Origin of the sequence: Paenibacillus sp. MZ04-78.2 (genome assembly GCF_024213375.1) — a bacterium.
GTDB lineage: Bacteria > Bacillota > Bacilli > Paenibacillales > NBRC-103111 > Paenibacillus_G.
On the sequence record NZ_JANAVJ010000011.1, the window covers coordinates 1 to 24163 of the forward strand.

General features: G+C 49.6%; 20 protein-coding genes and 4 pseudogenes. 10 read left to right on the forward strand and 14 right to left on the reverse strand.

Annotated elements, in window-relative coordinates:
- Nucleotides 1–676: 676 nt before the first annotated feature.
- Nucleotides 677–1015 (forward strand): annotated as a pseudogene (locus NLX71_RS10560) (Rpn family recombination-promoting nuclease/putative transposase); the annotation flags it as partial.
- Nucleotides 1016–1275: 260 nt separating this feature from the next.
- Nucleotides 1276–1806, forward strand: a pseudogene (locus NLX71_RS10565) (Rpn family recombination-promoting nuclease/putative transposase); the annotation flags it as partial.
- A gap of 159 nt (nucleotides 1807–1965) precedes the next feature.
- On the opposite strand, the gene NLX71_RS10570 reads toward NLX71_RS10565, so the two are convergent.
- The gene (locus NLX71_RS10570) at nucleotides 1966–2757 is read right to left on the reverse strand and encodes an ATP-binding protein (RefSeq protein WP_254363585.1); all 792 of its coding nucleotides are present in this window, start codon (nucleotides 2755–2757) and stop codon (nucleotides 1966–1968) included.
- Between the two features lie 992 nt (nucleotides 2758–3749).
- Nucleotides 3750–4295, reverse strand: a pseudogene (locus NLX71_RS10575) (transposase); the annotation flags it as partial.
- Between the two features lie 236 nt (nucleotides 4296–4531).
- Here NLX71_RS10575 and NLX71_RS10580 point away from each other — a divergent pair.
- Complete coding sequence (locus NLX71_RS10580; RefSeq protein WP_254363587.1) at nucleotides 4532–5224, forward strand: hypothetical protein; 693 nt, start codon at nucleotides 4532–4534, stop codon at nucleotides 5222–5224.
- A gap of 67 nt (nucleotides 5225–5291) precedes the next feature.
- On the opposite strand, the gene NLX71_RS10585 is transcribed toward NLX71_RS10580, so the two are convergent.
- The 5 genes from NLX71_RS10585 to NLX71_RS10605 all read right to left on the reverse strand — a co-directional run bounded on the left by NLX71_RS10585 (nucleotide 5292) and on the right by NLX71_RS10605 (nucleotide 10599).
- Nucleotides 5292–6602 (reverse strand): ArnT family glycosyltransferase, encoded by a 1311-nt coding sequence (locus NLX71_RS10585; protein ID WP_254363588.1) that lies wholly within the window; start codon nucleotides 6600–6602, stop codon nucleotides 5292–5294.
- Between the two features lie 176 nt (nucleotides 6603–6778).
- On the reverse strand, nucleotides 6779–7366 hold the full coding sequence (locus NLX71_RS10590) for a hypothetical protein (protein WP_254363589.1): 588 nt from the start codon (nucleotides 7364–7366) through the stop codon (nucleotides 6779–6781).
- Between the two features lie 186 nt (nucleotides 7367–7552).
- Entirely contained in the window at nucleotides 7553–8548 is a 996-nt protein-coding gene (locus tag NLX71_RS10595) for a FecCD family ABC transporter permease (RefSeq protein WP_254363727.1), read from the reverse strand.
- A gap of 19 nt (nucleotides 8549–8567) precedes the next feature.
- Nucleotides 8568–9578 (reverse strand): FecCD family ABC transporter permease, encoded by a 1011-nt coding sequence (locus NLX71_RS10600; protein WP_254363590.1) that lies wholly within the window; start codon nucleotides 9576–9578, stop codon nucleotides 8568–8570.
- A gap of 25 nt (nucleotides 9579–9603) precedes the next feature.
- Nucleotides 9604–10599, reverse strand: coding sequence for an iron-hydroxamate ABC transporter substrate-binding protein (locus NLX71_RS10605; protein WP_375377910.1), 996 nt, complete (start codon nucleotides 10597–10599; stop codon nucleotides 9604–9606).
- Between the two features lie 283 nt (nucleotides 10600–10882).
- Between NLX71_RS10605 and NLX71_RS10610 the strand changes: the two genes are divergently transcribed.
- The 6 genes from NLX71_RS10610 (at nucleotide 10883) to NLX71_RS10635 (ending at nucleotide 15270) form a co-directional block, all read left to right on the forward strand.
- Complete coding sequence (locus NLX71_RS10610; protein WP_254363591.1) at nucleotides 10883–11236, forward strand: hypothetical protein; 354 nt, start codon at nucleotides 10883–10885, stop codon at nucleotides 11234–11236.
- A gap of 190 nt (nucleotides 11237–11426) precedes the next feature.
- On the forward strand, nucleotides 11427–11807 hold the full coding sequence (locus NLX71_RS10615; protein WP_254363592.1) for a hypothetical protein: 381 nt from the start codon (nucleotides 11427–11429) through the stop codon (nucleotides 11805–11807).
- Nucleotides 11804–13165: a right-handed parallel beta-helix repeat-containing protein gene (locus NLX71_RS10620; protein ID WP_254363593.1), complete on the forward strand. Its 1362-nt coding sequence runs from the start codon at nucleotides 11804–11806 to the stop codon at nucleotides 13163–13165. The genes NLX71_RS10615 and NLX71_RS10620 overlap by 4 nt, the downstream gene beginning before the upstream one ends.
- On the forward strand, nucleotides 13162–13743 hold the full coding sequence (locus NLX71_RS10625) for a nitrous oxide reductase accessory protein NosL (RefSeq protein ID WP_254363594.1): 582 nt from the start codon (nucleotides 13162–13164) through the stop codon (nucleotides 13741–13743). The genes NLX71_RS10620 and NLX71_RS10625 overlap by 4 nt, the downstream gene beginning before the upstream one ends.
- Complete coding sequence (locus NLX71_RS10630; protein ID WP_254363595.1) at nucleotides 13743–14564, forward strand: ABC transporter permease subunit; 822 nt, start codon at nucleotides 13743–13745, stop codon at nucleotides 14562–14564. The genes NLX71_RS10625 and NLX71_RS10630 overlap by 1 nt, the downstream gene beginning before the upstream one ends.
- A complete protein-coding gene (locus NLX71_RS10635) occupies nucleotides 14557–15270 on the forward strand; it encodes an ABC transporter ATP-binding protein (RefSeq protein WP_254363596.1) in 714 nt (237 codons plus the stop codon). The genes NLX71_RS10630 and NLX71_RS10635 overlap by 8 nt, the downstream gene beginning before the upstream one ends.
- A gap of 62 nt (nucleotides 15271–15332) precedes the next feature.
- Here NLX71_RS10635 and NLX71_RS10640 read toward each other — a convergent pair whose 3' ends face one another.
- Together NLX71_RS10640 and NLX71_RS10645 are read right to left on the reverse strand one after the other, a co-directional pair.
- Nucleotides 15333–16238 (reverse strand): TetR/AcrR family transcriptional regulator, encoded by a 906-nt coding sequence (locus NLX71_RS10640; protein ID WP_254363597.1) that lies wholly within the window; start codon nucleotides 16236–16238, stop codon nucleotides 15333–15335.
- A 58-nt stretch (nucleotides 16239–16296) separates the two neighbouring features.
- The gene (locus NLX71_RS10645; RefSeq protein WP_254363598.1) at nucleotides 16297–17541 is read right to left on the reverse strand and encodes an MFS transporter; all 1245 of its coding nucleotides are present in this window, start codon (nucleotides 17539–17541) and stop codon (nucleotides 16297–16299) included.
- A gap of 400 nt (nucleotides 17542–17941) precedes the next feature.
- Between NLX71_RS10645 and NLX71_RS10650 the strand changes: the two genes are divergently transcribed.
- On the forward strand, nucleotides 17942–19420 hold the full coding sequence (locus tag NLX71_RS10650; RefSeq protein WP_254363599.1) for an Lsa family ABC-F type ribosomal protection protein: 1479 nt from the start codon (nucleotides 17942–17944) through the stop codon (nucleotides 19418–19420).
- Nucleotides 19421–19504: 84 nt separating this feature from the next.
- Here NLX71_RS10650 and NLX71_RS10655 read toward each other — a convergent pair.
- The 5 genes and pseudogenes from NLX71_RS10655 to NLX71_RS10675 all read right to left on the reverse strand — a co-directional run.
- Nucleotides 19505–19654: pseudogene (locus tag NLX71_RS10655) on the reverse strand (VOC family protein); the annotation flags it as partial.
- 160 nt (nucleotides 19655–19814) lie between these two features.
- Nucleotides 19815–21215 (reverse strand): M28 family peptidase, encoded by a 1401-nt coding sequence (locus tag NLX71_RS10660; protein ID WP_254363600.1) that lies wholly within the window; start codon nucleotides 21213–21215, stop codon nucleotides 19815–19817.
- 149 nt (nucleotides 21216–21364) lie between these two features.
- Nucleotides 21365–22039, reverse strand: a complete 675-nt coding sequence (locus NLX71_RS10665; protein ID WP_254363601.1) for a VOC family protein — start codon at nucleotides 22037–22039, stop codon at nucleotides 21365–21367.
- Between the two features lie 23 nt (nucleotides 22040–22062).
- On the reverse strand, nucleotides 22063–22977 hold the full coding sequence (locus tag NLX71_RS10670) for a YitT family protein (RefSeq protein WP_254363602.1): 915 nt from the start codon (nucleotides 22975–22977) through the stop codon (nucleotides 22063–22065).
- Between the two features lie 263 nt (nucleotides 22978–23240).
- The gene (locus tag NLX71_RS10675) at nucleotides 23241–24110 is read right to left on the reverse strand and encodes a LysR family transcriptional regulator (RefSeq protein ID WP_254363603.1); all 870 of its coding nucleotides are present in this window, start codon (nucleotides 24108–24110) and stop codon (nucleotides 23241–23243) included.
- Nucleotides 24111–24163 lie beyond the last annotated feature (53 nt).

Below are 24163 nucleotides of genomic sequence, written 5' to 3' on the forward strand. Positions count from 1 at the left end.
GTGCGCGTCGTAATCAGTTACGTATATGATCTCATGAATCCCGTCGTTTTTCTAGGTGTGGAGGATTTGACGCTTACCCGACCATGAGGTTTCAATATAGTTAAAAATCTTTTCTAACTCATGAATTGAAATACTGTTTTTCTTAATCAGTTTGTTTAGCTTTTGAATGGTGTAAAGATTATAGTTAGCTTCCGCATTGTATTGACCGCTGTCGTTAGAGAACAAGAGATTTGGTTGTGTTGCTATCTCAATAATTTCGTTGTACACTTTTATTCCCTTATTTCTTAGAAAATCAATCATTAAAATGTATCACTACCTTCAAAATAAAATCATTCTATCATCAGCATACACCCCATTATACCATGTGTTGGTACTAAGGACAGGCTACTTGGTTCCCATCCGCCGCGGCATGATAAAGCCTTGAATTACAGAACGTCTACGGATTTACTCTCCGATCCGCCGACCAGTCAGCCGCCGTTAAGTCTTGAAACGATGTTAACAAGTAAAAAGGGACTTAAACCTCGCGTCCACGATTAAACGATACTCGTCCCTACTCGCTAATCTTAGCGTCTCTTATATACCGCGATTTTCCAATCCAAACCAAGATATGCTGATTATGCAACTTGAACAAAAACCATGCTATAATATTGATAAGTACGGATTGGAGTTGATTCAATTGAAAGACCTTCTTGATCCCAAGAATGATTTTGTCTTTAAGCGGATATTCGGAAGTGAAGAGAACAAGGACGTATTGCTTGCATTCCTGAACAATACCTTTATCGAAGCGGGTGAACCACCACTGACAGAAATCCTCCTAATGAATCCGTACACCGATAAAGATGCGCCGCGCGACAAGCAGTCCATTTTCGACATTCGAGCCAAAACAACAACCGGCGAGCAGATCAATATTGAAATGCAGCTTTTTAATCAATATGATATCGAGAAACGGACACTGTATTACTGGAGTAGACAGTATTCAGGACAATTGGAAGAAGGCCAGAGGTACCGCCAATTAAATCTGAATCCCCGTAAAATTATAACGAGGGTGATGTAAAAACCTTGTAATACCGCGGCTTTTCGGCGATTTTGCCTATCAGAATCTTCGCTAATCTACGTTATAATTATAACGTGGATTAACGAACCTATTATTCACAACGAATTGGAAAATAAGAAGAATGACACTACATAAGGCAATAAATATTTGAACAATAGGAATAAAAAGTATCAAAAACTCCACAACTGCATCGGAGCCGCTGACCTCGTTATAATATGGACGGGAATTCAGGATTAAAGAAGTGCGTAACGATCAATATTCTCAACTACTCCTTTCTTCCGAATGATCTTTATCATAGTGTATTCCATTTGAGGGAAGACCACAGCGGCATTCCACTGAGTAACGATATAGAAATCCATATGATTGAACTTTCTAAGCTGAATGAGCAAATGATTCCAATAAAAGGCGGATTGGTGAACTGGCTATTGTTTTTGAAAGGCGTCAGCAAGTCAAACTGGGAGGTACTGACGATGAATGAGCCCGTGTTGCGTAAAGCTATGGATACATTAGAGTTTTTAAGCCAAGATGCAGAAGCCCGGCGCTTGTATGAAATGCGGCAAAAATTTCTACACGATGAAGCCTCCATGCTGGCAGGCGCAAGAGAAGAAGGAGAAGTGGCAGGGGAACGCAAAAAAGCGATTGAAGTAGCTAAAAAGCTGCTAGCTAAAGGAACAGATATTGCCGCTATTGCTGATATTTCTGGCCTTTCAGAAGAAGAAGTTGAACGTTTAAAAATGCAATTAAAAAACTAGGTTGCATAATTATTACTGGCAACTCCCGTGCAAGAAAATTTAGTTATAGAGCATAAGAAAAAATCCTTTCCGCTGATCTATAGCGAATGGAAATGGCAACATCCACATAGCACTGAAATAGGGACGCGAATCACTCCGCGTCCCTACCTGACTCGCTCCTTATAAATCAACACAGCCACACTCTCCCATCATGCATTCATAAAGTTCATTTGTATACTTGTGATACTCCATCTCTTTACCATGGCAATGAGCAGAGTAAGGGGGACTATCATTCCATGACCCCATGCCTCCAAAGACCCAAGAACAGGATATAGTATTCATTATTCTTTGAGCACTAACTGGATAATGTTCTGGTAATAAGTTTTTTTCTTCTGCTTGCTCTCCAATTAAACATTTTATACCTTTATCAAAGAATCGCTCTTTCCAGCCCATCTCCGAGATTTCTTCAGCAAGTTTACTAATATTAGATAAAGCAATTCGGAGACGTTGAGATAAGTCATCTAAATTATATTTAACAGACTTATATTCATCGTAGCTAATAACTTTGGTATATGTAATATCCCATTTCGTGTTTGGTGGTTCCTTCGCTAAATTCCAGTTTGGCACCCAAATTTCGTTAAAATGTTCAAAAACACATACAATTGCCCATCTACGTCCTCCACCTACAAAAGCACTAGTAACTGCCTCATCCTTTATCTTGTTTGAATTAATTAAAAAAGCACCTTTACAATGCCGATCTTTAATGTTCTGCATCCATTTTAGTGTGTCAAACTCATTGTTAGCAGGTTTAGAGAAGAATTTTAATAAAGATTTCCTCTCATGTGGCTCAATAAATCTAACCGCATAATGCACGTTGTTTGTATATGCTTCTGGTTCTGAAAGAATACCCTGATTTAGCAAGGCGTTAGTATAAGATGTGATTAAAATTATATGATGAAGTTCTCCATTCATTATCTTCATCTCCTACCTATCGAATTGTCAAATATGGTATGCACCATGCCCAATTATGGATTTTGTTGCAATTTGGTGCGTTCCTCAATTTTGATATTACCACGCAACACGCACCAATTTATACCCTTCAGTGAAAAAGCGAAGCTAAGGTATTCAACTATTTGGGACATAAAATTACAGAGAATAAGCCTCTTCCTGCTCATTGGAAGAGGCTTATCAAATTATTGTGCTTAAGTCTAAGGGGGACAGTTCCTTATCGGAATACATTGGAGCTATGCCTAGCCTTGTTAAGTCAGCAATTCGTCTATCGTATGTAGTTTTTGACGGCTGATTTATGCTTTGATCGCCGAATAATATTTTGTATTCTATAAACCCCAGAAGCTGCCATGCTTTGCTCTCTCTGTTTACCCAATCGTTGCAAGTGTTTGAACAGCTCCCCACTACTGACCATTTGTACATTATGACCGAATAGGAACTTAGGAATTGATACCTCTACAGTCATTCTCTCCGTATTTGATTATATTTAAGACGAACAGCTTCGCCCTTTTTCTTATATTCCAATACTTCACCGACCATCCCATTATTATCACTCCCACTATAAAGTAATCATTTCTCCTGTTTTCTCACTAAATCTCAATATTTCAACTTTGACAGCTTGAGTGGTGGTAGTGGAGAATGGAACCTATGCACCGATTTCCGATCAAGCGTAGGCGGGAACAGAGCTTAGGAGATCGGATTCCAAAACTTGTGAAATTTATTATGATCGCACCGTTGGATCTCCACATTCACCCTCGGGGTTTACCCTCCCATGTCACGCTGGGTCTATGCCCTTACATTCCTTCGTTCTACCTCTCAAGGGTTGGATGCCGATTCTTGCTCCTTTACGGGGTCGTTGCCCTTATGGAATATCGTTCTTCGGCTGCTCCGTTGCTTCCGTTGTCATGGCTAAATATTGGGAGTTACATGGGATTGCAGGTTTGTGCTTTGTTAGGCTACCACTTGCATCTGATCCCCAGTGTGAAGAGGACGCGAACCAGTTTTCTACATAAAGCGATGATGGATTGTTTCTTCTTCAGCGGATTCTGACTTCGTGTCGTGTAGTGCTGATGCAACGCCTTGAACGCGGCATTCTTTGCAACCATCGGCATCACCGCTCGGAACAACAGAGCTCGGAGGCGTGAGCGCCCGCGTTTGCTTATCCCTGTCTTGCCCTTTCGCTTGCCTGAGCTGTTCTCTTTCAGGTTCAGACCAGCCAAACGGATAATTTGCTGTCCATGGTCGTAGTTGTTGATATCTCCAACTTCGGCCAGAAACCCGGCTACCGTTACCACTCCGACGCCCGGCACCGTCAACATCTGAGCCGTACCAGGAATGTTCTCGAGAATCTTCAGCACCTGAGCCATGATCGTTTCAAGTTGCTCGCTGAACAAATCGAATTGTTGCAGCAAAGTGGCCAGTTCCACTCGGGCTGCTGTTACTCCTTCTGTTAGCCCGATCGATGTAGAAGCCGTAGCCATGAGCTTCTCCGCTCGCCGCATTAGGCCACATGGTAATTTCGTAGGAAAACAGTCTAATCGGCCGACCGTTGTTCAAAATTGCTCAATTAGCCCGGCAGCGAACAATTGAGCAATTTTCACAGTTTGGGTTTCAATCTAATATTGATCCATTTATTTCTGAATGAAAAAAAATGGGTCTAACATATTTTAGGAACATATGCTAACATTTTTTCTAGGGCATCGCGACAACCCTAAGATGAGAAGGAGCACGGGTAGGAATGAAAAAACTTTTTGCTACACTCTCGCTAGCCGTTGTTCTTGCAATGAGCATCCATCCAACTTCTGCAAAGGACACATTGCAGAGCAACCCGACCAAAGGCTGCTACGACGATTTGGAGTCGTATCCGTACAAAGTGGTCGAAACCAACCACGAAGAAGGTTTCAAAAGGATCAAAATCGAAGGAAAAGAAGCGGAAAGGTTTATTCAAAATTCGAATATGCCGAAGCCACCGGAACATGCTGAAATCGGCGCGGTGTTTTTAAAATTACCCTTAACTGAGCAAAAACCATCCATCATCGCAAATCCTCAATCGTCCGGGAATCAGTATCTTAAACCCACAGGTGCATCCAAAGCATGCGGAGAAATCTTCAAGCGAACTACTGCACTAGGTCCATCTGAATATACGTTTAGTGCCAAGACTACAACCAAAGTGACTGCAACTGCCACTGTAGGTATGGACTATGCTTTAGTCAAATCAACATTTGGCCTCACGGTTGATGAAACAAGGGAAGTATCTGATCAGATGGACAACACGATCCCTGCGGGTGAATATTGGTCAATGGTTGCGGCCACGAACGTAAACATTAACCGATTTGATGTTATGGAAAAAGGATGGATTTGGGATTCGAAGACCGGGGAAGGTAGTGTCACGGAACCTATAGGAGTTTGCTTCTATTATTACAAAATTTAACACACGCAAATCGTCCCTTGCTTGCGAAACCAAAGCAGCAAGGGACGATTTGTGAACCGCGCTACCGCTAAACCCCACTTTCATGTCGGGAATGCGGCGGTAAGTCATGATTGTTTTTAGTAGTGAACGCTTTTCTAAAAATCAATATTACCTGGTAGATCATATAGCTCGTAAGCAATATAAAAAATGTCATCACTGGATAGCCATATCTCGACATCGCAACAAATGGGATCTGGATAGCGGTAAAATAAAATAATGTCAGAAGAATCGGTAGTAAACTCTTCCCAGTTTTGCGGACACACGCCCAAAACATACCTATGAGGCCGCCCCTAACAATGATAGTCTGTATATTTTCGACAATGTTCTTTTTAATTGAGAAAATATCATGCAAGTAGAATGGAACTAAATAAAGGGCACGAAGTCTTCCAATCGTATAATGATTAATATAATTTAATGGTTCATGTATCAAGCCGTATTTTAGAACATCTAATCCTTTGGCAACCGCCACCTGATCTGCACCGGTAAAGATGGTGCTGGGATCGTATTGAGGATAAGCCGCAAAAAAACCATCAGGCGGAAGCCCGTACCGAATTTGAGTTCCAAGAAGGAATGGGCTCCCCGCGGAACTTGTAAACAAAATAAAATGGCCAAAGGTGATGTAATTTCGAATCCACCACGGAATCAAAAGAACGATATAGGCGGCTATGATCGTGAGCGTGAATCGAACAATTTCTTTAAACGAATAGTGGTAACATAGCCACAAAATTAGCATAATGCCTGGAAATAATGAGGCTTGCGGCTTAAAATAAGCTGCTGATGCTGTCAGTAATCCAACTCCAATGTACCAACTCGTTTTTTTTGTATGAAGAGCAGTGATCATGACGCATAAAAGGACCAGAACAATAAAACGGAAAATACTCTCGGTTAGAATTGAACCAGAGGTAAAGTAATCCGGAAGATAGACAGCAACTAGTAATGAAGTTATAATAGCAACCCAATGATTAAACGTATACCTGGCAATATAATAGACTGGAAAAATGCATATCGCCTGCAGAAAGGCTTGAAAGATTCTAAAAGCAGTTACACCGCCATGCTGCTCCCCAAAAATCGCCATAAATCCGCTTAATATCATGGTCAAGCCTGGCATAATAAATGCGGAAGGATCATTCCCTGAATTATAGACAAGGGTACCTTCGTTAAGGAGAACTCTCGCACTGTGGATATATTTAACGTCATCATTATCGAGTTTAATCGGATCTCCCAGAAAGAGACGGTCGCCATGGACCAATACGACTATGATAGAAATAAGAAATACAATGGATGACAAGATCAGCAAGAATCGCTTGGTTGCAGCTTCCTTCAAATAAGAAAAAAACAAACTTTAACCTCCGAACGAAAAAAAATTGTTTGTAAAGCCCATCTATATATAACAATCCTATACTAAGAAAGTTGGTTTTTCAATAAAATCCGACAAAATCCACAAGTCACGCCGAGGCAATTGTTATGACAACGCCTCAACAGGGACCGTCGGAAATTCCGGTCAATTGAACGTTATCAGCTGTTTCTGAAGACCTCCTCAAGCCTATTTAAATAGCCGCTCTTAATCATCTTCTGATCTTTCAGCTTTAATAATAATTGATAAAAACCTTCTCTATAATCGGAATAATGGGAAATGTTCGCTTTTTCCATCATGGTTGCAAATCGTTTTTCAAACTGCGGCGCGTCACGCATCATATACTTGTAGTTCATCACCCATAGCTTCATCAGATGAATCCATTGGTCATTTTCAAACCGTGTTTTGTCGTAGACCAAATTCTTATCATTGTTCAGGATACAGACATCATGAAATGTGAAAGGATTGTCTCCTCCAATAAAGGTGGATACTAAAAATTTTTCAGGCATCAGGCTGTTTGCAAAATCATACCACGCCGGTTGGAACTTCGCTTTTATACTTTCGGTCAGTTCGTACAATGCGACATCCGGGGTAATATCTTTAATGGTCAGCAATAAATCTACATCCGAGTAGGCGTCTGAGGTTTGTTCAACACGACTTCCAATTACCTCTACTCGGGTTATAAAATCCAAGCCCTCCAAATGGTTCATCAACTGTTCGGTCAAACCTTCATTTGTCGATGTTCCCATAAGATCTTCAGCCCCTTCTTTATTTAGATATCGCAAAAAAATAGAATCAGCCTGTTACGGCTGATTCTATAGGTTCATGCTCTCCGGGCTATTAATTCCTAACTTGTACTATAAGCGGATCGACCGGAAATTTCAAGAACTCCATGAAGTCCGGGTACCAGAAGGAAGCGGACAGCAGTCCTTGCCTCAGGCTCTGGCCTTAAATAACAAATACACAAAATACGGTACGCCGATAATTGAAATCACAATGCCGACAGGCAGCTCGGCGGGCGAGAATACCGTCTTCGCAATAAAATCCGATACGACGACCAGCGCCATGCCGATCAGGCCGCAGACGGGAACCATGCGGACGTGCCGGATGCCTACGAGACGCCTGGCGATATGAGGCGCCATCAGGCCGACGAAGCCGATCCCTCCCGACACGCTGACGCAGGCGCTCACCAGCCCGATGCTGCCGAGCAGCAGGATCATCCGCTCTTTTTCCACAGCGACGCCCAAGCTTCTGACGCTGTTCTCCTCCAGTTGGAGCAAATCCAGAATATACGCTCTGCGTACGATAACGGGAATAAGCACAACCACCCACGGGAGCATCGCGACAATAAACTTCCAGTTGGCGCTGTAGATGCTGCCGGTCATCCAGACCGTCGCCATCTCGTAGTCGGACGGATTCATTTTCAAACTGATGTACATGGAAAGCGCACCGAGTCCAGAAGCGGTAGCGATACCCACCAGAAGGACGCGCTGCGGGTCCAACTTGCCATCCTTCCAAGCGAATAGATAAAGGAACGCGGCCGTGCTTAGTCCGCCCGCCCAACCGAATAGCGGCATCGCCATCGTGGAGAACCAACCTGCCCCCTTGATCTGCCCGCTGAAAAAAAACATAAAGATGACGACGGCCGCGCCCGCTCCGGCGTTGATGCCCAAAACTCCCGGATCAGCCAGCCCGTTCCGCGTGACGCCTTGGATCGCCGCGCCGGCCACACCCAGCCCCAGGCCGACCAAAGCGGCAATAACGATACGGGGCAGCCGGAAGTCGAAGATGACCAGTTCGTGCTCAGGCTGCGGGTTGATCTGAAGCAGCGTTCGTACGATATCGCCCACCGTCATGTCGAAGGCCCCGTTCGTGAGAGACAGGTATGCGGCGATGAAGATAAGCGCGACCGCTCCGAGCAGCACCGCCATGTATCTGCCGGTTGAAAGATTACGCACGCTGCTCCCCTCCCTTCTTCCGGATCAGATACAGAAAGAAAGGAACCCCGATCAAGGACGTCACGACGCCGATCGGCATCTCGAACGGGTAGTTCATGAAGCGGCTTGCAACATCGCACAAAGCAAGAAATACCCCGCCCAGCACACCGGCGCACGGCACGATCCACCGGTAATCGAGGCCGACGAGAAAACGGGTAATATGCGGGACGATCAAGCCGACGAAGGCGACCTTGCCGGCCAGCGCCACGGATACGCCCGTAAGCAAAATGACGGCAGCCATCGCGACCGCTTTGACGATCAGCGTCCGCTGTCCGAGGCTGACCGCCACTTCCTCCCCCAAGGAAAGAATCGAAACGGATTTCGAGATGAGCAGCGCAAGCACGATCCCGACCACGGCAAAGGGAATCGCCAGCTTGATCAGATTCGGGTCCATCTGATGCAGGCGGGCGTTGTACCAAAAGCTGGTTTTTTGCGAAACCTGAAAATATGTCGAAAATGCGGTCGCCATGCTGCTGAGAAACGTTCCGATTACGGTGCCCGTAATCGCCAGCCGGACCGGAGACATCCCGCCCGGCAGCAGCGACGCCAGTCCGAAGACAAGCCCTACGCCGAGGGCCGAGCCGATGAACGAATAAACGATCATCTCGATCGAAGAAGAGCCGGGTAGCGCGATCATGCAGACCGTAATGACGAATACCGAGCCGTCGGTCACCCCCATGATCGAAGGGGATGCAAGGTAGTTCCTTGTCATCCCCTGCATAAGCGCTCCCGACATTGCCAGGAAAGCGCCGATGAGCAACGATCCGATCGCGCGCGGGACGCGGGAGTGCATCACGATTTGATGATTGACGTTGCCCGGGTCGAAATTGGCGAACGCCTCCCAAAGCGTGCCTGCATCGATCGTTTTGGAGCCGAAACGGACGGATAAAATGATCGAGAGGACAATCGCAACCGGCGAAAGCCATAAGATCCACGCCGGATGAAGCTTGGATGCTTGTCTCATGCTTTGTCGGCTCGCCTGCCCGGAATCAGGAGGCCAGCTTTTCCATAGCTGCTTTCAGGAATTGAATTTTGCTCCACGAGGTGCCGCCTTGCCCTAACGGATCGACGACGTTGACGAATACTTTGCCGTTTTTCACTGCATTGATGCTTTGCCAGATCGGATTTTTTTGCAGATCCTCCAGCGCCTTCGGCTTGTCTTTGTTTTCGTCCTCGGAAAATTGCAGGAAAATGTAATCCGGGTTCATTTCGCTGAATTTCTCGATCGAGATGAGCTCCTGCGCCTTCGCCGCCTTCACCTCCGGAGGCGCCGTAAAGCCGAGATCGGTATACAGCGACGGGTTGAAAAACACGCCTTCGGGATAAATGTACAGATTGCCGGTCCGGACTCTCAGGGAGACGACCTTCTTGTCTTTCAAGCGATCGCCGAGCTTTGCTTTGGCCGCTGCGGCATCGTCCTTATACTTTTGCAGCACCTGCTTGGCTTGCTCCTGCTTGCCGGTCAGCTCGCCCAGCAGCAGCAGATTGGCTTCCCAGTTCGTCGCAATATGGGAAACCGGGAACGTCGGCGCGACTTTGGCCAGCTTCTCGGCCGTTTCGGGCGGGAACTTGGAGGAACCGAGAATGACGTCCGGCTTCATCTTCAAAATGCCCTCGATATTCGGCTGCATTTTTTCGCCTGTGCTTTCCACGCCTTGTGTGATGCTCTCGAACATCTTCGGAAATTTACCCCCTACAGTAATCGCGCCGACCGGCTTCACGCCAAGCACCAGCGCGTCCTCCATCGCTTCCATCGCGCCGCTGATGACGATTTTGTCCGTTTTGCCGGGAACCGTGTAATCCTTGCCGAGATATTTGATCGTTTTGGTCGCCGGAGCCGCGGCTTCTTTGGCCGCTGCCGCCGGTTTCTCCGTTCCTGTCGAAGCCGCCGGCTGCTCTTTCCCCTGACCTGCCGTGCCGCAAGCGGACAAGGCAAGCGCCAGCAGCGACGCAACTCCTATTCCTGACCATCTGCGTTTCATCATCTTGCTAAATTCCCCCTCATTGATAATGATTCTCATTTCCGATTATAAGCGACTATCCCCGCTTAAACCATGGACAATTTCCAGATTCACTTTGGACAATTGCCGGAAAAACAATGATAACAATTGCCCTTGCAGTAGACCTGGTTCTTCGGATGACGTGATTAAAGCTTTACAGAATACCACGTTTGAAGCCATACTTCCATTAGAAACTGAAGAAAACGGGCTCAAGCTCAACATGATTGCAAGTCCATTCTATTGAAATTTTTACGGAATAGGTGATGATATGAAAAAAACCTTACTTTTCGCATCTTTATCACTAGTTATCGTTTGTTTATGTTGTTATTGGTTCATTTTTCATTTATATCAACAAAACGAAGGCGGTATTCCAATACCTAGCAAGGCAATATTAAAAGAAAAAATCGTTTCGGATAAAGGCATCATGCATATCTACAAAGTAAATGGTTTGCAACAAACAGACGGCTTCCCCACAAGTTATAAAATTCGACTCCTTCTTGCAGGGTGGGAATATTCAGGGGGAGAAAGTGAAGGGGCAATCTTTGTATTTAAAAAAAATGATGGCAGCAAAGTATATTTCTCTATTTATACTAACGAGCTTTCACTTTTTAGACCAACTTAAAAATCCTCCCCTCCATCCTGAGGTTCGATCATCCCATCACGAGTGGGCATTACGCCTGAGGCAGATTTTTCCAAAAAGTTCATTTTATCTTCACAGGAAACCGCCTCGGATAGCCCGACCGGGCTATGGGCAACCCGCTTTCCGTTCTATACAATGAGGGTGCTTGCCTGTTTCGTGAAGGAGTGATGAGATGAATCGTAAACGAATGCTGGCGGTCCTGCTTGGACTGCTGCTAGCGGCTGTGATAACCGCTTGCTCCTCCGAGCGTCCGATTGATCCGTCGGAAGTGGAGGTCACGCTGACGACCGAGCCTTCGCCGCCCAAGGCGAACACCGTCACCAAGTTCACCGCTACGTTAGGCGGTGTGCCGGAATCGACCAAAGCTACCCTGTCCTTCGACATTCGCAAGTCCGAAAACGACACGCTGTCGTATTTGAATGCGAAGCAGGAAGGACTCGCGTTCTCCGCGGACAAAGAATTGAAGGAGCCGGGAACGTACACCGTCTATGTGCATCTGTACATCGGCGACCTGCACATTACCAAGAAAAAGAAGATTGAGGTCGCTTCATGAGCCGCAGCCTGATGCCGCGCGCAGCTGCCCTGCGAACCGCGCTGCTGGCGTTCTCGCTCGCAGTCCTGCCGTTCACGGCCGTCTGCGCCGCAAGCAGCGGAAATAGCGGAAGCAGCGGGAAGGAAATCCCGCTCCAGCAGCTCATTGACGAAGCGCCGCCGGGCGGTACGCTGAAGCTGGCGGAGGGAACCTACCGGGGACCCGTCGTCGTCGCGAAGCCGCTTCGGATCGAAGGCGCGGGCGGCGCGCGGATCGTCAACGAGTCGGATCAGCCGGCGGTTGAACTCCGCGCCGACCGTTCCGCGTTAGCGGGTCTGGCGATTCGGGACACGGGAGCCAAGACTACGGCCGCGGTGCTGCTTTCCGGCGCCGACAGCACGCTGGAGAATCTGCGGATCGAGACGGCGTCCTCCGGCATTCATCTGCGGGACGCAAGCCGCAACAAGATCAGCCGTACGACTATAAGCTGGGCGGGGCCGGAAGTCAAGATGACGGAGAAGGGCAACGGCATCGACCTGTACGCCTCCCATGACAACGTGATCGCGGGCAATACCGTCATCAGCATGCACGACGCCATCTACATCGAGAACAGCAACGGCGTCCGGGTAGAACAAAACGAGGTGAACGAGTCCCGGTACGGGGTGCATTTCATGTACGTCAATGACTCGTCGATCCGGAGCAACATCGGGGCGCGCAACATCACGGGAGCGATGGTGATGAACGTCAAACGCGTAGAGGTAACGAGCAACACGTTCGTTAAACAGAGCGAGAACGTTAACTCCCAAGGCCTGCTGCTGTTCGACGCGAGCGATTCCGTGTTCACGGACAACCGTCTGGAGGGCAACCGCGTCGGCATCTACGTCGAGCAAGCGCAGAAGAACGTGCTGGAACGCAACCGGGTTACTGTGAACTACGTGGGCCTACAGCTCAAAGAATCCGAGAACAACCGGTTTCAGGGCAACGATTTTCAAGGCAATGTGATCCCGGCGGAAGCGACGGACAGCCAGAATAACGATGTAAAAGCCAACTATTGGGACAACTTCCAAGGCATCGATCTGGACGGAGACGGGTTCAGCGATATGCCGTATGCGATCAATCCTTTTTTTCAAAAAATGACGAAAAAGACTCCGCCGTTCCAGCTGTTCTTCCAGTCGCCGGGCATGGCGTTTCTGGAGGGCATGCTGACCTCGTCCAAGCAAGCCTGGACGACCGACCGCGCGCCGGCGATGAAGCCATACGCAGCGGACGACGACCGTCCTCCGGGCGTTTTCGAAACGACGGGAACGCTCGTGATCAGCCTCCTCCTGCTGGGGAGCGCGGTATCAACCATATTCGTAACGGGGGTTCGACGAAAATGAAAAAGTTTACTTTTAGCCTGGCCATCGTCATGATCATTCTGGTGCTGTCGGCATGCGGAGCCAAAAAGTACGAGCCGCAGGCCATCAACGAAGCGACGGACAAATGCGCCGTGTGCAACATGCAGGTGAAGGACGACCAGTTTGCGACGCAAACGGTCCTGAAAGACGGCAAGTCGCTCAAGTTCGACGATATCGGCTGCTACAATGAATGGAAGAAGAAAAACGGCACCGAGCAGGTCGGAGCGACGTTCGTCCGGGATTACCATTCGAAGGAATGGATCGAGCTGGAGAAAGCTTACTATGTGTACGACAAATCGCTCAAATCGCCGATGGCTTACGGCATCTATTCGTTCAAGGATAAAACGACGGCAGAGAAATTCATCACGGACAACGGGAAGGGCAAGCTGATGACGGGCTCCGAGTTGGGCTCCCATACGTGGGAACGCAATTCGGACAAAATGAAGCACACGAAAGATAGCCACAACCCCGGCGATGAAGGCAAGCAAGGGATGAAAGACATGAAGGACGGCCATAGCGGCGGCGAAGCGAAGAAAGAAGAGCCGAAGGTCGCGAACTAATGAAACCGATGCTGACTGTGGCGATTCGCGAGATGAGAATCGGCTTCCGCAACCCGTGGGCATACTCGTTCCTTGCGCTCTTTTCCTTATTCAGCCTGGCCCTGCTGCTGATCCACTCCAGCCGGGTCGTCGAAGGGTATTCCAGCGTCACGGGCACAATGCTGAACCTGATCTTGTACCTGCTGCCGCTCATGACGCTGCTGCTCGGCTCCTTCTCCCTGACCGCGGAAAAGGAAGAAGGCGGCTGGCAGCTGCTCTCTGCTTATCCGCTCGGCACGCCCGCGTTCGTGCTGGGCAAATATGCGGGCATTGCCGCCGTGCTGCTCGTCATCGTCGCCTTCGGCTACGGCTTGACCAGCGTCGTCGGGCAGTTCACCGGAAAGCCGTTTGATGTCAAAACCTTCACGTTGTTCCTGGCCTTCTCGGCCGGCATCGTGCTGCTGTTTCTGGCTGTCGCCGCCATCGTCGGCACGCTCGCCAAAAACCGCTGGCAGGCGCTGACGTACGGCGTGGCGATCTGGTTCTTCACCGTCATCGGGTGGCCGACGCTGCTTGTTGCCGTGCTGGGCTTGTTGCCGTACCCGTGGATCAAGCCGGTGCTGGCCGCGCTCACCCTGCTCAATCCGGCAGAGCTGGTCCGGCTGTTCATCGTCGTCAAGCTGAGCGGAGGGTCCGTGCTCGGGCCCGAATATTACGAATGGATCGGGTGGATTCGCGGGACGGGCGGCACCCTCCTGTTCCTGCTCGTCGCGGCCGTCTGGATCGCCGGATGTCTGGGCGCCGCCGTTCTGTTCTGGGAAAGGGGGCGGTCGCGTGGCTGACCCGGTGCTGAAGCTGACGAACGTCCGCAAAACAATCAACAAACAGCCGATCGTCAAGGGCGTCGATCTGGAGCTGTACCCCGGCCAGGTGATGGCGCTGTGCGGCGGCAACGGAGCGGGCAAAAGCACGCTGCTGCGCATGATCGTCGGCAGCTCGCAGCCGACCGAAGGCTCCATCGAGGCGTGCGGGCTGAAGTGGCGCGCCGACCGGATGCGCTACGCCGCTTCTGTCGGCTACATGCCCGACGACTACGTGTTCGGGCAGGCGCTGTCCGCCCGGGAGACGCTCACGTTCTGGGCGAAGCTCCGCAGCGTGCCGCCGTCCCGTGTTCAGGAGCTGCTGCACAAGGTCGGCTTGGCCGAGGTGCAGCAGAAGCCCGTCACCTCCTTCTCCAAAGGGATGCGGCAGCGTCTGTTGTTCGCGCAGGCGCTGCTCGGGGACCCGCCTCTGCTCGTGCTGGACGAGCCGACGAACGGCCTCGATCCGTACTGGCTGCAATCGTTCGTGCATCTCATTGAAGAAGTAAAACGCGAAGGCCGCGCCGTTATTTTCTCGACGCATCACCTGCAGGTGGCCGAATCCGTCGCCGACCGGGCCATGTTCCTGCGGAACGGCGAATTGGTGCGGCAGGGCTCCATCGACGAGTTCCGGGAGCACTACGGGCCGAAGGGACTGGACGGAGCGTTTACGGAATTTATGGCTTGAACGAGTCTTTGGATCATAAGAAAGCCTTGTCCTCTTTCCATGAAGAGAACAAGGCTTCTGTCTTATTCGCGAACAAGTCCCGCCTGCTTGCACGTCGCCTCCAGCTCCGCCAGCAAATCGGCCAGTTCCGGGGAACGCTTCAAATTCGCCAGCATCCCGAGCACGATGACCTTGCGCGGACGGATCTCCACCAGCTCCTGTTCCAGCAAGGCCAGAGAATCGAGCGCCTCATTGCGCGCTTCCCCTTCGGAGAGCCGTTCCAGCCGTTCCCGGCAACGCTTTACGAGCAGGAGCGGATGAGCCGACTTCGCGCTTCTCGCGGACACCTCCTTCAGCCCCGGCCAATTCATTTCGTTCAGAATAGGCTTCGGCTTTTCCCGCAGCGCGCGTTCCGCTACGGCATCAACGATATGCATCATATGGCGGCACACCTCTTCCGGCCCCAGCATGATCTTCTCGACCAACTGCAAGCCCGAGTAGGCCGACATCAGGCTGCTCAGCAGCAGCACACCCTCCGGCGCATAAGGCGCGTAGCCTTCCCCGTAAAGGCCCACAAGGCTGTCGATAAAGTTCAGCCGTATTTCGATATCCGTCCGCCTCAAGTAATCCTGAATTTCCTGGCTTACGAAGCCTCCGTTTTCCCGCATTTGCATGGTGAGAAATTCGGGATATTCGGCCCACAGGTGAAGGTAGGCGAGTATTTTCCGCTTCAGACGTTCCCTCGGGCTCAGATGCCGTTCGCATTCCACCAACTGCAGTCCATCGTTCACCCGCTTATTAAAAAATTTGAAAATATCCAGCAGCAGCTCCTCCTTGGAGGCAAACTGCTGATACACACTGCCTTTGGATATTTTGCAAGCTTCGGCGATTTCCTGCATCGTCGTCTGCATGTACCCGTTCGCAGCGAACAGCTTCATCGCGGCAAGCAGGATGTGCCGCTTCTTCTCGTTCCACTTATCTTCCACCATTACACCGCCCCGCAACATGTATGGTCTGCTTCGTTTCCACTATAGCGAAAAGCACCATCTATTCCCGGGCAGCTGCAGCGCCTTCTTTTACCTGAGCGGGAATCCCTGCCTGCTTGCGAAGACCCGGGCTCTCCTTCCAGCGGATCACCATGACCATGCTTGCCACCATGAAGGCCGCTCCGAGCACATAAGGGTAATTGGCGTTAACGTCGAACAGTACGCCGGCAATGGCCGGTCCCGCAATCGTCCCCAAGCTCATGTAGGCGTTGTTCATCCCCGCGACGAATCCCTGCTCGTTTCCGGCCATCTTGGACAACAGCGTATTGACGGCCGGCCGGATCAGCGTCGTAGCGACGAAAAACAGAATGGTAACGGCAAAAATGGCAACGTACGTCTTCGCCGCTAAGACCGCCAGCATCATGACGGCGGCAAGCAGAAACATAGCCATAAGAATTTGACGCTCGCTAAACCTCCGCAGCAGCCTTTCGAAAAGAACGGCTTGGGTAAAAACCCCTGCCAGCGCGCCAAGCGTAATCATCAGCGAGATATCCTTCGGCGTAAATCCGTGATTCTCGGTCACATATAAACTAATGACGGATTCAAAACCCATCAGGCCGAACGTCATCATGAATACAAGCAGTAGCAGCATGAAGTACGGCGCACGAAACGAGCTAAGCATTTGCTTGAGCAGATTTTCCCGCTTCCTCTCCGACGTCCGGGCCAAACGCTTCGCTTCCCGGCTTTGGGTTTCCGGCAGAAACAGCAGGGACAGCAACACCGACACGCCGGCTACGGCCGCCGCCACATAGAACGGAACCCGCAGCCCATATTCGGCCAGAAATCCGCCGATGCCCGGCCCGATCACAATGCCGAGCGACATCGAAGCGCTGAACAAGCCCAGTCCTTTTCCGCGTTCTTCCTCCACCGTAATGTCAGCCACATACGCCATCATCGCCGGTGTCAGGAGCGCCGCCCCGATTCCGCTAAGCATTCTGGACACGTAAAGCAGCCACATCTGATCGGCCAGCCCGAACAGCAGCTGGGACAAGGTAAACACCCCGATCCCCAAGACAATCATGAATTTACGCCCGTATTTATCGGACATTTCGCCGCCAATAGGGGAAAATATGAGCTGCGTCACCCCCATAGCCGCGATAAGGTAACCCATTTCCCGGCCGGTTGCCCCTAATTCCATCATGAATTTAGGTAAAATGGGGATGATCAGTCCCATTCCCACCATCGTAATGAACATGTTCACCATCAAAATGACGAGCGGTCCCCAATTTGATCTGGTTTTGGTCATAACTTTCACCTCTCTTGTAGATTTCAATCCCGAACCATTTGACCAATTGGTTCTCTAAATGACTACGTGGTTATTTGAGATTATATCCTTCCCCACTCCGTTAAGTCAACTTTATTGAAATTAATAAACGGGTATGATATGATGGCTCTAAATTAATGATGGGAGCTGAAAAGATATCATGTAAAACCTTTCTTGCTAAGAAATATAAAATAATAAAACAAAAAAGCGTGATACGAACGCATGTTTTATTATTTATATGCAAGAAAGTTACGATATCTTTTCGCTCAAACAATAGTTCCTTATCTAACTCGGCACCGGGTTGGATTAGCTGTATTTATTTGAGCTGCGAGAATGTAACTTTCTTGCAGCTTTTATATTTTTATACAGGAGGATCTGTTCTATGTCATTAATCAGCGTGACAAACCTGACGTTTGCCTATGACGGCAGTTACGATAACTTATTCGAGAACGTAAGCTTTCAAATCGATACCGATTGGAAACTAGGATTTACGGGAAGGAACGGCAGAGGCAAGACCACCTTCCTCAACCTATTGCTCGGGAAGTATGAATACAGCGGAAATATTTCGGCCAAGGTCAGCTTCGAGTATTTTCCATTCCATGTAGAGAACAAGGAACTTAACACAATGGATGTCATCGGCGACATCTACCCGGATTACCTGCTCTGGGAATTGATGCGCGAGCTTTCGCTGCTCAAGGTGTCGGACGATGTTCTATACCGGCCCTTTGCTTCATTGTCCAATGGCGAGCAAACGAAAGTATTGCTGGCTGCCTTATTCCTGAAGGAAAACAGCTTTTTGTTGATTGACGAGCCGACCAATCATCTGGACATGGACGCCAGAAAGCTTGTCAGTCAATATCTCAATACCAAAAGCGGGTATATTCTCGTCTCTCACGACAGGTCATTCCTGGATCGCTGCGTTGACCATATCCTGTCCATCAATAAAACCGACATCGAAATTCAAAAAGGCAATTTTTCCGATTGGTGGGAAAACAAGCAGAGACAAGACCAATTTGAGCTTGGCGAGAACGAAAAGCTGAAAAAAGACATTAAACGTTTGTCGGAAGCGTCCAAACGAACGAGTCACTGGTCGGACGAGGTGGAAAAAACGAAGAACGGAACAAGGAATTCCGGCTCCAAGGTGGACAAAGGGTACATCGGGCACAAGGCTGCCAAAATGATGAAACGCTCCAAATCCATGGAGCACCGGCAGCAAAACGCGATCGAGGAAAAGTCGCAGCTCTTGAAAAATATCGAAGGCTCTGAGAGCTTAAAGATTACCCAGCTGGCTTATCATAAAAACCAGCTCGCCGAACTGGACCATGTTTCGATTTATTACGGGGAGAAGAGGGTCTGTACCAATCTCAGCTTTACGATTGAGCAAGGCGAGCGGATTGCGCTCTCGGGTGCGAACGGCTCTGGAAAATCAAGCATTCTCAAGCTGATTTGCGGCGAGGATATCGCGTATACCGGCACGTTCCGAAAGGGAAGCCAGCTGAAAATATCGTACGTTTCGCAGGATACTTCACATTTGCACGGTAACCTAACGGATTATGCCAGAAGCAGCGGGATTGATGAAAGCCTGTTTAAATCGATCCTGAGAAAGCTCGATTTTTCCAGAGTTCAATTTGACAAGGATATATCAGCCTATAGCGGCGGCCAGAAGAAGAAAGTGCTGCTGGCGAAAAGTCTTTGCGAGAAGGTTCATTTGCATATTTGGGATGAACCGCTTAATTTTATCGATGTGATTTCGCGCATGCAAATCGAGGAACTGCTGATCGAGCACTCCCCGACCATTCTTTTTGTGGAGCATGACAGCGAATTTTGCAAGAACATTGCTACCAAGGTTGTTGAACTCTAAATGGGCACAAGATGAATAGAGGCAGCGGCCGTCCGGGATGTTATTTTCGCGTCCGAAGCTGCCGCTGCCTTTTACTTTGAGAGTTTACTTTTTTTCCATGACCGCAAAGTAATTGTCTTCACCATCCGCAAAGTTAAATACTTTTCCGGAAGGCATCGTTACGATTTCTCCGACTTTGACATTTTTATTGGATAGGTCGCTATACAATTGATCGAGATTTTCCGTAAAAAACATCGCTTCCTGGGCCTTCAACGCTTCTTTCTCAATGACGCGGGCGAGTTGCCGCTCCAGGCCCCCAATTTCGAGCCGGATCACACCATAAACGACGCTTGCGGCGGCTGGACAGAAACGAAAAAAAGGACCGGGCTTAAGCCCCAGTCCTCTGTGAAGCGGATCAAACCCCCGGCGTAGTCGGATCGAATGGATAGTTCACCGGCGTAAAGAAATCCTTGTATCGTTTGAATGACGGCGTCGAGGGCGACAAGATTTCTGCCACGGAGTTGCCGACAATCGTTGCGACGTTGGCCAATTTGTCCTTGCTGATTTTATCGATCGTGTCGTACCGGGAATGGTATTCAGGCTCGGCAGGGGAATGGGTGTACAAAGCGGTGGCGATTCCCCGCTGGAAGAACGGAACATGATCGCTCCGTCCGAACCGCCCGTACGGAATGACCCCGGATAATCTGGAGGCAAAGGTCGCGCCCAAATCGGTAACTACGTTTTTCTGTCCGTTCACCGTGTACATAAACAAGTTGCCCGAATTTTTGCTGCCTACCATATCGAGTTGAAAATGCCCGATAAACCGGCCGATATCCGTGGAGCTAAGCGACCTGGCATAGGCTTGGGAGCCGTATAACCCGTATTCCTCCGCGCCGAATGTCAGAAAACGGACCTCGGAATCCCGCTGGGTCCCCGCGACGGCCCGCGCGATTTCCAGTACAACGCCCACGCCGGAAGCGTCGTCGTTAGCTCCGGGGCCTGCGGACACCGAGTCGTGATGTGCGCCGACCGAAACCACATCGTTGGTCGTTGTCGTCGTATTGGGCCTTAGCGTAGCCACGACATTGTAGGAGGTGGCGGCCATGGAGGTTACGCCTTGAACGCTGAGACTTGCCCGGGGACTGTCGTTTGCCGACAGCCTTTGCTTCAAAGCTTGTGCGTCTTTGCCCGAAAGGCTGACGGTTGGAAGGGAAAGCGTGCTGTATTGCGTATCCGAAATCGGAGCATCGGAGGAAGGATCGTAGAGAATGACGGCCACGGCGCCTTGATCCGCAGCGTTGGCAATTTTTTCATTATTGTCGATTTGGCCTGCTTCGATCAGAGCTATCTTTCCCTCAAGCTCCAGACCTTTCAAATCTTGCAGCGCTCCTTTTTTCGCATCGACAATCTCGCCGCTGACCTCGCCGCCTTGCGTGTTTTGGAGTGCTTGCGGGGCAAGGTGCTCGCTTACCATTCCTTGAGCTCCTTCGATCGTCAGTTGAATGCTGCTTGGGGCGCTGAATTTGAAAAAGGTAAAGGGCTGCAGGGTGACAGAGTAACCGTACTTCTCCAATTCGCCTTTGATGTACTGCACCGCATTGTACTCATTTTGCGTCCCCGCTACCCTCGAAGACACGGCCAAACGCGAAACGTGGTTGAATATGGCGTCTCCATTCACGGTGATGGCACTAGCCGGGCCATGAACGACAGCGCCTTCGGGTCCGGCCTCCGTTGGAGCCGCTACAGCGAGCCCTGCGCCCGTTCCCCAGCAAAGACTGGCTGCCAAAAGAAAGCGCGACCAAAAAATTCTTTTCATCACGTCACTCCTTTTTGTTTTGAAAATGTAATACGCTTCTACTTTATTGCGGTGGCCAGCTCAAATATGTATGCATTTTTGGAATGAACGAATGAAAAAAGAGCAGCCAAATTCCCGTAACAACGGGGAGGCTTTTGTTTTTGAATAATTCAGCTCACGCTCTCGATCCGATACGGCTTGGGTCCGAGCTCGATACGGCCGGCACGTTCCGTCTGAAGCTTAACCGTCGTCGGAAAAATACCGGGCATCCGCTCATCCGGAAACCAAGGGCGCTTGTGATCGATAACGATCAGCAGACCTTCCACATTGCCGACCGCGGCAAATCGCTGGCCGTCTCCGCTCCACTTCTCAAGCGAAAACGATTCGTGCAGCTGCCGGAGGGCAGCCGGCAGATCCTCGACCGGAAGCCCGATCTCGCTCATACGTAAAATGTGTTTGGACGAGAAAGGCTCGCTGGTAGCATTGCTCAAGGAATGATGGGCGATCAATTCGACGAGATTGCCGTCCGGATCGTGGAAATACAAGGCCGTGCTATTCCAATTTGTTGAGGGAAACTGCGCGGCATCATCTTTGGCAATCGGCTCGATTCCTTTGCTGCGTACCCATTCCAGCGCTTCGTCCGCTTTATTGTCGGGAATCGTGAAGGCGATGTGGTAGTAAGCCTGCTCCCGGTCATCCGCAACAAAGGTAAGCTTGGATTCGCCCGCCTGAATCACCAGCGAATCCGCATTCTCTTCAAGCACGGGAAGCTGAAACGTATCGCAATAGAACTGTTTTGTCGCCTCGTAATTGGAGGAGTGCAAAATAACCTCGCGTATTTTCATCTCGATCTCTCCTTCGCGATGGGTCACGAGAAGACTTTCGACGCGTCCCTTCCACCCCGCGGAACCAAGGGATAGCTGTGGAACCCTTGTCCATACACTTCGCTGGCTTCGCTTAGAATGACGAACGCTTGCGGATCTACCGTGCTGACGATTCTCTTAAGCGGCGCAATATCGGCATTTCTCAGGACGACCATGAGGACCCCGCGGGGTTCCCCGGTATAGCCGCCCCAACTCGTGAACCGGGTCAAACCGCGGTCCAATTCCAGCAAAATCGCGGCGCGCAGCGTCTCTTCGCGTGCTTGATCCGTAATGATAAAGGCTACCTTGGAATCCGAAGCCGAATGGATCAGCTCCAGCGCCTTTTTGGTTAAAAACAACCCGATCCATGCATACAGCGCCTTCTCCGGCGAAAAGACGATCGCAGCCATTAAAATAACGGCAAAGTCGAGGATCAGCAGCGCCTTTCCCAGTCCGATGCCGAGCTTGCGATTCAGAAGCAGCGCCACGATCGTAAACCCGCCGGAGGAGGCGTTGCCTTTGAAAATCAAGCCCAGCCCGAGCCCGGTTCCGATACCGCCATAAATGGCGGCCAGCAGCATGTTGTCCGTCAGCGACGGCACGCCTTCGGTGAACAGGATACACAAAGGCAGCAGGACGGAGCCCAATACCGTTTTAACCGCAAATCCCCGGCCGAATACCGCCGCACCCGCCAGAAGCAGCGGCACGTTGATCAGCCATTGGCTGATCGCCGGCTTCAAGCCCGTTACATATTCGAGGACGGTGGACAAGCCGGTCACACCACCCGCAGCAATCTGATACGGATGCTGAAACATGTTGTAGCTGATTGCCATCAGAAGGCAACCGATTGTCAAGTAAGCCATCTGCACTCCGAAGGCCGCCGCACGGCCATACCCGGAAGTGCCGCGATCCGATTTCATGTTGCCTTGCACACTCCCTGCTCTTGGATGTAGTTCTTCATCTTTTTATCATGAATGCTACACCCTCGCAAGAGCGCAGTGCAACGCGAATTCGCTGTATAACGCCTACGCCGCAATGCTTTCACACTTTCTTGCAGCACAGCAATCCGGTAGATTCCTGCCGGTTTTCATCCGCTCCTTTCTCGTAAGGAATTTATAAACTTAATGTACTTTTATGTTTATAAATTATTATATAAATTTACTTATTTGTCAATGGTTGTTCGTTAAGATTTGGAAAAATAATCAAGCATAAACTGCCGAAAAATTCGGGAGGATTCTGTAAGGTAGCGGTCTCTTACCCAGGATAACCACAGGATTCGCTGACAAATGGGCTCCTCGATATGCAAACGAATAACGGAAGAACTCGTTGCGCCCCCCCATGAAACTCCGGGAATAAAGGCTACCCCCAAGCCTGCTTTCACCAGCCTGCTGACGGTAGCAGGATCATCCGTTTCGAACACGATGCGTGGAGTAAAACCGGCAAGCCTGCAAAAGTCATCGGTTAATCCTCTCAAACTTTTACCAGGTCTTAAACTAATAAAATCTTCATCTGCTGCCTCTTGCAGTTGGATGCTTGAACGTCCAGCCAAACGATGATTGGCTGGAACGGCTAGAAATATTTCTTCATTTACCAAGGGTGTACTTTGGATATTCTGGAGTTCAAATGGCGCTGAAGAGATGCATAAATCAAAGTTGGGTTGAATGGCTGATCTGGAGACATGCTGGAGTAAATGAAATCCAATGTTGGAGTATTGTTTGTGAAATTCCACCAGGATATCCGACAAAATATGGGAACCTACAAGAATTGCAAGATCGATATATTTGTGCTTCTCCAAACTGAGGTCGGCCAGTTCCCGTTTACCGTCTTCTAACGAGCTTAAAGCTTTTTCCACATGTTTTAAGAATACGCTTCCATTTTGATTCAGCTTGATATGCTTTCCTACCCGATCAAAAAGTTGTACGCCTAGTTCCTTTTCTAAATGGGAGATCATTTTACTAAGAGCGGGTTGGACGATGCACAATTCTTCTGCTGCCCGGGTCATATGTTCATGGCGGGCGACGGTTTGAAAATATTTTAGCTGCAAAAGCTCCATCTTCATCCCTCCTATATAACACTTTATATCAAATCATATAAAAATATATATTA

What these genes read in the sequence shown, in the direction of transcription:
- NLX71_RS10665 (WP_254363601.1), bottom strand. Translation starts at nt 22,039, where the DNA reads ATGAAAATACGCGAGGTTATTTTGCACTCCTCCAATTACGAGGCGACA.
- NLX71_RS10605 (WP_375377910.1), bottom strand. Translation starts at nt 10,599, where the DNA reads ATGATGAAACGCAGATGGTCAGGAATAGGAGTTGCGTCGCTGCTGGCG.
- NLX71_RS10630 (WP_254363595.1), top strand. Translation starts at nt 13,743, where the DNA reads ATGAAACCGATGCTGACTGTGGCGATTCGCGAGATGAGAATCGGCTTC.
- NLX71_RS10650 (WP_254363599.1), top strand. Translation starts at nt 17,942, where the DNA reads ATGTCATTAATCAGCGTGACAAACCTGACGTTTGCCTATGACGGCAGT.
- NLX71_RS10590 (WP_254363589.1), bottom strand. Translation starts at nt 7,366, where the DNA reads ATGGGAACATCGACAAATGAAGGTTTGACCGAACAGTTGATGAACCAT.
- NLX71_RS10570 (WP_254363585.1), bottom strand. Translation starts at nt 2,757, where the DNA reads ATGAATGGAGAACTTCATCATATAATTTTAATCACATCTTATACTAAC.
- NLX71_RS10595 (WP_254363727.1), bottom strand. Translation starts at nt 8,548, where the DNA reads ATGGCGGTGCTGCTCGGAGCGGTCGCGCTTATCTTCATCGCCGCATAC.
- NLX71_RS10670 (WP_254363602.1), bottom strand. Translation starts at nt 22,977, where the DNA reads ATGAAATCGGATCGCGGCACTTCCGGGTATGGCCGTGCGGCGGCCTTC.
- NLX71_RS10615 (WP_254363592.1), top strand. Translation starts at nt 11,427, where the DNA reads ATGAATCGTAAACGAATGCTGGCGGTCCTGCTTGGACTGCTGCTAGCG.
- NLX71_RS10610 (WP_254363591.1), top strand. Translation starts at nt 10,883, where the DNA reads ATGAAAAAAACCTTACTTTTCGCATCTTTATCACTAGTTATCGTTTGT.
- NLX71_RS10640 (WP_254363597.1), bottom strand. Translation starts at nt 16,238, where the DNA reads ATGGTGGAAGATAAGTGGAACGAGAAGAAGCGGCACATCCTGCTTGCC.
- NLX71_RS10600 (WP_254363590.1), bottom strand. Translation starts at nt 9,578, where the DNA reads ATGAGACAAGCATCCAAGCTTCATCCGGCGTGGATCTTATGGCTTTCG.
- NLX71_RS10645 (WP_254363598.1), bottom strand. Translation starts at nt 17,541, where the DNA reads ATGACCAAAACCAGATCAAATTGGGGACCGCTCGTCATTTTGATGGTG.
- NLX71_RS10675 (WP_254363603.1), bottom strand. Translation starts at nt 24,110, where the DNA reads ATGGAGCTTTTGCAGCTAAAATATTTTCAAACCGTCGCCCGCCATGAA.
- NLX71_RS10660 (WP_254363600.1), bottom strand. Translation starts at nt 21,215, where the DNA reads ATGAAAAGAATTTTTTGGTCGCGCTTTCTTTTGGCAGCCAGTCTTTGC.
- NLX71_RS10580 (WP_254363587.1), top strand. Translation starts at nt 4,532, where the DNA reads ATGAAAAAACTTTTTGCTACACTCTCGCTAGCCGTTGTTCTTGCAATG.
- NLX71_RS10620 (WP_254363593.1), top strand. Translation starts at nt 11,804, where the DNA reads ATGAGCCGCAGCCTGATGCCGCGCGCAGCTGCCCTGCGAACCGCGCTG.
- NLX71_RS10625 (WP_254363594.1), top strand. Translation starts at nt 13,162, where the DNA reads ATGAAAAAGTTTACTTTTAGCCTGGCCATCGTCATGATCATTCTGGTG.